Genomic DNA, 1,765 nt, shown 5'->3' with positions numbered 1-1,765 from the left:
GCGTCACCGTGACTCTCATGCCGCCAGCCACTAGCCCTTTGACGCTTTCAACTAGGACCCGGTCTGAACCATATAGGTCAGGACTAGGATGGGCCACCAGAACGCTCGGTGCACCGTTGGCCGCAGTGGAATTTCGCTCACGTCTCGAACGGAATCCGGCCGGGAAAGCGGAAGATTGCACCCTTGCTCCGATCACCAGTGTGGCAATTCATAGGCGCCCAATCGTTGACCGGGCGGGTAGCATACAGCCTATACAACTTCAGCCTGGCGCCCCAGCGTCTTGCGCGAACTTTATGCGTGGTAGCCGGACGTCAAGGTGGTGAAGCGGTTGATGTCCATTCGGGGAGCAATCGAGAAGGTGATGTGTTGGATAATGGCACTGCCGGCCAAGTACCCATGACGGGGAAATTCCGGCGTTTTTCGCGGCGGGAATTCCTTTTCGTGTCTAGCGCAACGATTGTACTTGCAGGTTGCGGGGAAGATTCCTCTACGCAGGCCCCCGCCAAGGATTTCACTATTGCAAGCCTGCTCGGTACCACCCCGTTCTATATAGCTCATCGCGGGTCTGGAGACAACTGGCCGGAACATACTGCGCTGGCCTATTCAGGGGCAATCGCCTACGGCGTCAAGGCCATCGAAGTCTCCGTCAGCGCGACGTCTGACGGCGTTTTGGTTTGCCACCATGACACGAACACGCTTCATTTGACCGGCCACGATCAGGAAATTTCCCAACAGACTTATGCCTCAATATCAGAGCTCCGCAATGATGCCCGGCAGTGGCTCGGGCCGGCTTCGGCCCCGCAACCCATTCCCAAATTAGAGGATATCCTGGACGCCCATGCCGGCACACACGTCATCTTCATCGAAGATAAACAGGGGACAAACACGAAGGCACTGCTGGACCTCATGGACCGTTATCCGGACTCCACGAGTCATTTTGTGTGGAAACAGCCAGCCTCCTCCACAACGCGGGTGGAGGCCGCGGCCCGTGGCTACAAGACCTGGGGTTACTTCCTTGATGGCAGYAGCGCCACGTACGCCAAATACGCGCCGAATTTTGATTATCTAGGTTTGTACCATGCAGCCACCGACGCCGAGGTAACCGGGCTGCAGGTGTTCGGTAAGCCAGTGATCGTGTGGGAAGTTCACACGCGATGGATGCGGGACCGACTGCTGGCTTTGGGTGTTCGGGGGCTCATGTGTTCCAACATTCCATATGTGACGAAGGATGTACCACTCGCCAAGTCTGACTCCTTTGCCTCCGGCAACCGGGGCGCAGGCGATTTGCCGTGGACTATCAACTGGAAGCTGCAGCCGAAGATTCAACCCGACAGCGGATCCATCAGGATGGACGACGGTTCCGACTTCAGTTACTCAATGGGGTCGCTGTGCCCGATTTCGGCGGACACGTATTCGATCGACTTTCAGGTCAGATGGGCTGGGCCAATCCCCCGGAATGCAGGCCAGATAGGTGTCGCCTTCGCTTTGCGGGACGACCGTCCTTACCTGCCCAACGTCCCTGGCACCTCGGGCGGATACCATCTGCTGATCAACGACGCCGGAAAAGTCGAGCTCTACCGCCGTGCGGAAAACGGAACCGCGCCTGAAGTCATCGCATCCTCAGACACTCCCGCCCCCCAGGAGGGGCAATGGTTGCAATTTTCGATCCGTGTGACACCCGCGGAGATCCAATGCTCGCGGTTGGACGGCGGTCAGCAGACCCTCGCCGTTGCGGACACCACTCACAGGGGCGGCTACATCATGC

At 58.2% G+C, this 1,765-nt stretch carries 1 protein-coding gene; it reads left to right on the top strand.

What is annotated here, in order from left to right; all coding sequences use genetic code 11:
• Positions 1–366: 366 nt before the first annotated feature.
• The coding region (locus AB4Y86_RS18160) for a glycerophosphodiester phosphodiesterase (protein ID WP_441403544.1) at positions 367–1,765 on the top strand (1,399 nt) is incomplete at its 3' end.

This window comes from Arthrobacter sp. 2YAF22_2 (assembly GCF_052114645.1).
Taxonomy (GTDB): Bacteria; Actinomycetota; Actinomycetes; order Actinomycetales; family Micrococcaceae; genus Arthrobacter.
The sequence above is the reverse complement of the archived record's forward strand: the minus strand, read 5'-3'. Positions and strand labels throughout refer to the sequence as shown.